This is a genomic window from Poinsettia branch-inducing phytoplasma str. JR1 (assembly GCF_000309465.1).
GTDB classification, from domain to species: Bacteria; Bacillota_I; Bacilli_A; order Acholeplasmatales; family Acholeplasmataceae; genus Phytoplasma; species Phytoplasma pruni.
In genome coordinates this window covers 1-6,045 of record NZ_AKIK01000016.1, presented here as the reverse complement: position 1 = coordinate 6,045, position 6,045 = coordinate 1, and the positions used below count along the sequence as shown (strand labels likewise).

6 protein-coding genes are annotated in these 6,045 nt (G+C 26.8%); all 6 read left to right on the top strand.

Features of this window, described 5'->3' with window-relative positions:
• Positions 1 to 122: 122 nt before the first annotated feature.
• A complete protein-coding gene (gene rpsB, locus ON17_RS00620) occupies positions 123 to 962 on the top strand; it encodes a 30S ribosomal protein S2 (protein WP_017191547.1) in 840 nt (279 codons plus the stop codon).
• Positions 963 to 1,110: 148 nt separating this feature from the next.
• Positions 1,111 to 1,968, top strand: coding sequence for a translation elongation factor Ts (tsf, locus tag ON17_RS00615; RefSeq protein ID WP_017191546.1), 858 nt, complete (start codon positions 1,111 to 1,113; stop codon positions 1,966 to 1,968).
• A 60-nt stretch (positions 1,969 to 2,028) separates the two neighbouring features.
• Positions 2,029 to 2,745: a UMP kinase gene (pyrH, locus tag ON17_RS00610; RefSeq protein ID WP_017191545.1), complete on the top strand. Its 717-nt coding sequence runs from the start codon at positions 2,029 to 2,031 to the stop codon at positions 2,743 to 2,745.
• A 1-nt stretch (position 2,746) separates the two neighbouring features.
• Positions 2,747 to 3,301, top strand: coding sequence for a ribosome recycling factor (gene frr, locus ON17_RS00605; RefSeq protein ID WP_017191544.1), 555 nt, complete (start codon positions 2,747 to 2,749; stop codon positions 3,299 to 3,301).
• A gap of 17 nt (positions 3,302 to 3,318) precedes the next feature.
• Positions 3,319 to 4,266 (top strand): phosphatidate cytidylyltransferase, encoded by a 948-nt coding sequence (locus ON17_RS00600; RefSeq protein ID WP_017191543.1) that lies wholly within the window; start codon positions 3,319 to 3,321, stop codon positions 4,264 to 4,266.
• 183 nt (positions 4,267 to 4,449) lie between these two features.
• A complete protein-coding gene (gene rpmB, locus ON17_RS00595) occupies positions 4,450 to 4,638 on the top strand; it encodes a 50S ribosomal protein L28 (protein ID WP_017191542.1) in 189 nt (62 codons plus the stop codon).
• The last annotated feature ends 1,407 nt before the right edge of the window (positions 4,639 to 6,045 follow it).

The following is a 6,045-nucleotide window of genomic DNA, read 5'->3' as shown; positions in this document are numbered from 1 at the left end:
GAATAATAATAAATTATAATTTAATTTCTTAAATTTATTAAATTAAAAACGTTATTCATGTGAAAAAAATTTTACATCTCATTCTTCAAAATAAGTAAATTTAAAAAGGAGTACTCAGAATCATGGGTGTTGTTACAATAAAACAATTGTTAGAATCAGGAATTCATTTTGGTCACGCGGCTAAAAAATGTCATTATAAAATGAAACCATATTTATTTTCTTCCAACGATGGGGTTCCTATTGTTAGAAATAGAATTCACATTATCGATTTGAAAAAAACATTGGAAGCTGTTGAACATTCATACAAAAAGCTTGTACAAATAGCGGAAAAAGGAGGGAAAGTTTTATTCTTAGGAACTAAAAAACAAACCCAACACATTATTAAACAAGAAGCGCAAAGAGCTAATCAATATTATATTAACCAAAGATGGTTAGGCGGTACTTTTACTAATTTCCAAACTATTTTAACAAGAATTAATTATTTAAAAGAGTTATACAAACAAGAAGAAGATGGCGTATGGAAATTACTTTCTAAAAAAGAAGTAGCTACCTTAAAAAAACAAAGAGATAAGTTGGAAAAGTTTTTAGGCGGAATTAAAAACATGTCTCAATTGCCACAAGCTATTTATATAGTTGATGTGCAAAAAGATACTATAGCTATCGCTGAGGCGAGAAAATTAGGTATTAAAATTTTTGGAATCGTAGATAGTAACTGTGATCCTGATTCAGTAGATTACATCATTCCTGCTAATAATGATGCTATCAAAGGGGTAAAATTAATTACTTCTATCATCGCTGATGCAGCTATTGAAGGTAGCGGTTCTAACCAAGAAGCGCCTGTTGAAGAAACAACTGATGAATCTGGCGAAAAACCATCTGAATCAACATCAGAAACTGTTGATGTAGAAAAAACTCAAAATAACGATCAAAATGTAGAAAAAGAAAACGTTTCTACTAATTAATTACAACTTTTAACAGACAAAATATTTTTTATAATCAATTAGTAAAAAAGATGTTTCTAAATAAACATCTTTTTTACTAAAAAAACAATTTTACTTGTATTTCTTAATACAAAAGAAAAAAAACTTAATAAAAATTTGGAGAACGAAAATGAAAATCACACTAGAAATGATTAAAGAATTAAGAAAAAAAACTCAATCAGGAATGATGAATTGTAAACAAGCTTTAGAACATACTCAAGGCAATATGGACAAAGCTGTAGCTTATTTAAAAGAAAAAGGCATGATTACAGCTAACAAAAAAAAAGATAAAGTTTCAGCCGAAGGTTTAACTAATGTCGCTTTTAAAGGTAATAAAGCTGTTTTATTTGAACTTAACTCAGAAACTGATTTTGTTGCTAAAAACGAACACTTTATCGCATTACTAGAACAACTAAAAAATAGTTTATTAGATGCTGATGCATCCGTTAAAACTGTGGAAGACTTTTTAAATTATCATTGGAACGGACAAAGAGTTAAAAACATTATTTTAGATAAAGCGGCTATTATTAAAGAACAAATCGTTTTAAAAAGAATTCAAACTGTTTATAAAAAAGATAACGAAAGTTTTGGACTTTACAAACATCAAGGAGGAAAAATTTCCGCTTTAGTGCATTTTGACAAACAAAACAAAGAAGCACAAACACATATTCCTATCCATGTAGCTGGTTTTAACCCGAAATTTTTAAGTAAAGAAGCGGTTGACCCTAATTTTATTAAAACAGAAAAACAACTTTTTTTAGAAAAAACTATTAACGAAAAAGCGAAGCAAAATTTACCGAGTGGTTTATTAGATAAAATTGCTAGCGATCGTTTAAATAAAGTTTTAGAAGAAATTTGTTTATTAGAACAACCTTTTTACAACGATACTGACCAAAAAGTAAAAGAATTTTTACAAGTTAATCAAACTAACGTTATCGCTTATTACCGCTTTGAAGTAGGCGAAACAGCAGAAAAAAACGAGCAATAAAACTAATATTTATTCATTTTCTAACTATAATAAAAAATAAAAGTAGCAAAGGGGAATAAAATGTTTAAAAGAATTCTTTTAAAATTGAGCGGGGAAGCCTTAAAAGGAGACAATTTTAACATTAACCCACAAAAAGTTAAAAAAATTGCTGAAGAAATTAAAGAAATTAAAGACTTAGGTTTGCAAATAGTTATTATTGTTGGTGCGGGAAATATCTGGCGCGGTCATATTGGTCAAGAATTAGGTATGGAACGTAGTCAATCAGACTATATGGGAATGTTAGGTACTATTATCAACTCTTTAGCTTTACAAGACGCTTTAGTCAATTTAGACATTCAAACTAGGGTTATGACGGCTTTTCATGTTATTGCTGTGGCTGAACCTTACATCAAAGGTAAAGCGCTACGCCATTTAGATAAAGATCGTGTAGTTATTTTAGGCGCTGGGGTTGGTTCTCCTTACTTTTCCACCGATACCGCTGCTGCTTTAAGAGCAGCTGAATTAAATATAGACGTTATTTTAATGGCTAAAAACGGTATTGAAGGTGTTTATAATAAAGATCCTAAAAAACATAATGACGCTGTTTTAATTAAAAAAATAGAACATAAAAATGTTATCGCTCAAAGGTTAGATGTGATGGATATAACAGCCATTTCTTTATGTTGGGAAAATGGTATTGATATTTTTGTTTTTGATATGAACACCAAAGGTAATATCAAAAAAATCATTTTAAAAGAAAAAATAGGGACCATCATCACTTCTAAGGAGGAAAAATAAAATGTACGAAATGGCACAAGAAATTTTAACAGATTTAAAACAAAAAATGAATAATTCTAAAGACTCAATGTTGACACAATTTTGCAACATTAGAACCGGGGTAGCTAACCCGAAAATATTAGATAAAATCACTATTAATTATTACAGCGCAGAAACGGTTTTAAAGCATATTAGTATGATTTCTATCGTAGAAGGCAATCAAATTCATATTAAACCTTTTGACGCTACTTTAGTACCTAATATCAAAAAAGCTTTATTAGCTTCTGATTTAGGAATTACTCCTCAAACAGATGGTGTTTCGATTAAATTAGTTTTCCCTCAACCTACAGAAGAAAAAAGAAAACTTTTAACTAAAGAAGTAGAAAAAATTTCTGAACAAACTAAAGTTATAGTAAGAAATTTACGTCGTTCCGGCAATGATAAAGTTAAAAAATTAAAATTAGCGGAAGATGAAGAAAACGCTTTATTAAAACAAATTCAAGACTTAAATAATCATTTTATTAAACTTTTAGAAACAGAAACTGTTAAAAAAAATAAAGAATTATTAAAAATTTAAAAAGAGGCGATAAAAATATGTCATCTAAAAAAATTTATATCGGATTAGGGATGTTTTTAGCCGCTTTATCTTTTTTTGGGTTTTTTCTTTGCATCGATCATAACAAGGGAATAAATTCTTTTGCTTATATTAGTTTAGGAACAGTGCTTCTTTTTGTGTTCCATTCTTCTATAGAAATGTTAAAAGTTAATCATCAAAATAAAAAATATTCCCAAAGGCACATGATCATCATTAGTTTATTAAGTGTTTTTCTTTTTTTGTCTTTATTAGCGGTTATTGTTGGTTCTTTTAAGGACAAACGTATTATTGACTCTCAAGAACAAACGCATTTAATCAGTTGTTTATCAAACTTTTCTGAATATACTTTATTTAGTTTATTCGGTTTAGCTTTCGCTTTATTTCTATATTTTCTTTTTAACTCTTCTTTTCATACTCAACATTTAACTCATGTATTGTTAATTTTTGCTTATATTAGTGTTTTTAGTGCTTCTTTTTTAAGTTTAATATTAATAAGCTACAAATGGTTTTTGTACTTGTTTTTCATCACTATTGCTAGCGATAGCTTCGCTTATTTTATTGGTAATTTATATGGCAAAAGGTTTTTATTTCCTAGCGTGAGTCCCAAAAAAACTTGGGAAGGTTTTTTAGGCGCCATAGTGGCGACTACTTTGTTAACTTTTTTATTTTATAACAGTTCTTTAAACAGTTATCAAGCAGTTATTTTTTTAGTGGTTTTCACTATTATTAATTCTATTATTGCTCAAATAGGCGATTTAATCGCTTCTAAATTTAAAAGAGACTATAAAATTAAAGATTTCAGCAATCTTTTTCCCGGTCACGGCGGTCTATTAGATCGTTTTGATTCTATTTTATTTTTATCTTTTTTTATTGTTTTAATTTTATTAAGCTTTTGGTCAAATTATATTATCCAAAATATGCATGACATTTTTAAAATAAAGAAGTAAAATAAATATTTATCGCAAAAGACTTCTTTTTTGTAAAAGGGAAATAAAATGTTAATTTAGTTGGTATTTTGTTATAATAAAAGTAATTGAGAAACATTTTTTGCGATAGAAATATGATTTTTTTATTATTGATCAGAAATGTTTTATATAATGTTTTTTTAAGAAAGAAAGGTATCCTACATAATGAGCAAATGTTATTACACAGGGAAAACAACTGTTTTCGGAAATAAACGTAGTCACGCAATGAACGCTTCTAGAAGAACGTGGAAAGCTAATTTGCAAAAAATTCGTATTATTGATGAAAAAGGCAAAGTTAAAAAAATTTATGTTTCTGCCCGCGCATTAAAAAAATTAAAAGTTGAAAGAGCTTAATTTATTTGAGTTCTTTACAAATTATTAATTATTAAAAAAAACTATTATTATTCGCTAATAGTCTTTTTTTATTTATCGTTTTATCTTTTTCTTAGGCCTTATGAATGTAAGGACCTTTTTTTGTGCCTTTTTATTCGCGAAAAAAACAAGAATCATGAAGCGAATATAAAAACAATAGAAAAAAATAGTAAACGATAGAAAATTTTATAAAGAAGATCAAAATGGAAGATTTTTTTGAAAAACAAATTAAAAGAATAAAATTTCATTTTTTTCCGCATACCTTGTTTTTTTATGTATAATAATTTTTCACAATTTAAACAGTTAAATTATGAAAAATGATTTCCCAAATTAAGAAAGGTTAAAAAGAAATGAATTATAAAGAAGTTATTCGGAAAAATAAAGAAATAATAAACTTTAGTAGGAATAGTTCTGTGTTGGTTGTTGTGCTGATAGTTGGTATTATTTGTACGACTAAATATTTTAGCAAAGATAATAAGGATGAAAACACTTCCACAAGTACGGCTCCAACTACAACACAAACGCCAGACGCGCCTACACCTCTCAAGAAGGTAATAACGTAGAAGCAACAAATGACAAGGATAAAGGAACAGACACAAGCCAACAAGAATCAGGATACCAAAGTATAATTTTAATTGGACACTAAAAGATAAAAAAGAACCCATAAAAGGGTTCTTTTTTATTATAGCAAAATTCAATAATTTATCTTTTGACAACTTTTTTAGAATTGATACAAGGTATTTTTTTTGTATTATCCTAAAGAACTTCATTTTATACCAAAGAAACTCTTTTATAAGGTATTTCTTGATAAATTTATAGTATAATTTTAATATAATTTTTGCCATTTAATAAAGTTCATATCTATTATTGAATTTAATATGAAAGAGGCAAAAATAAGCAAAGATAAAAAATAAAAGCGAAATTTTAATGCAAAAAGTAGTTAAATTAGCTATTATCTCAATATAGTAATAACAACTTTAGTTTTTAGCTTTAGTGTTTTTTTGTATAATGAAACTTTAAATTTAGTGGAAGCATTAACAGATAAAACACCCAATTCTCAAGAAAATAAAAATTTTTAAATTTATTGTACCAACCAGTCACTTATAATAAAGATTTATTTAGTTTGAAAAACACTCAATTATATTTATTATTTTATAGAATAAATATTTTTGCTTATATTATCTATTTAATAATTTATAAGGTTAAATTTGTTAAAGATTACAAAAACTCACAAAGATAATTTTAAAAAGCAAGTTTATTGTTAAAAAAACCTTCTAATGAGGATTTATATAAATTTTATACCAAAAAAAACCAATTGATGAATTAATGGGTTAAAAATTTTTAACCTTATTTTAATATACAACCAATAATTTATTTGATCTTTTTTTA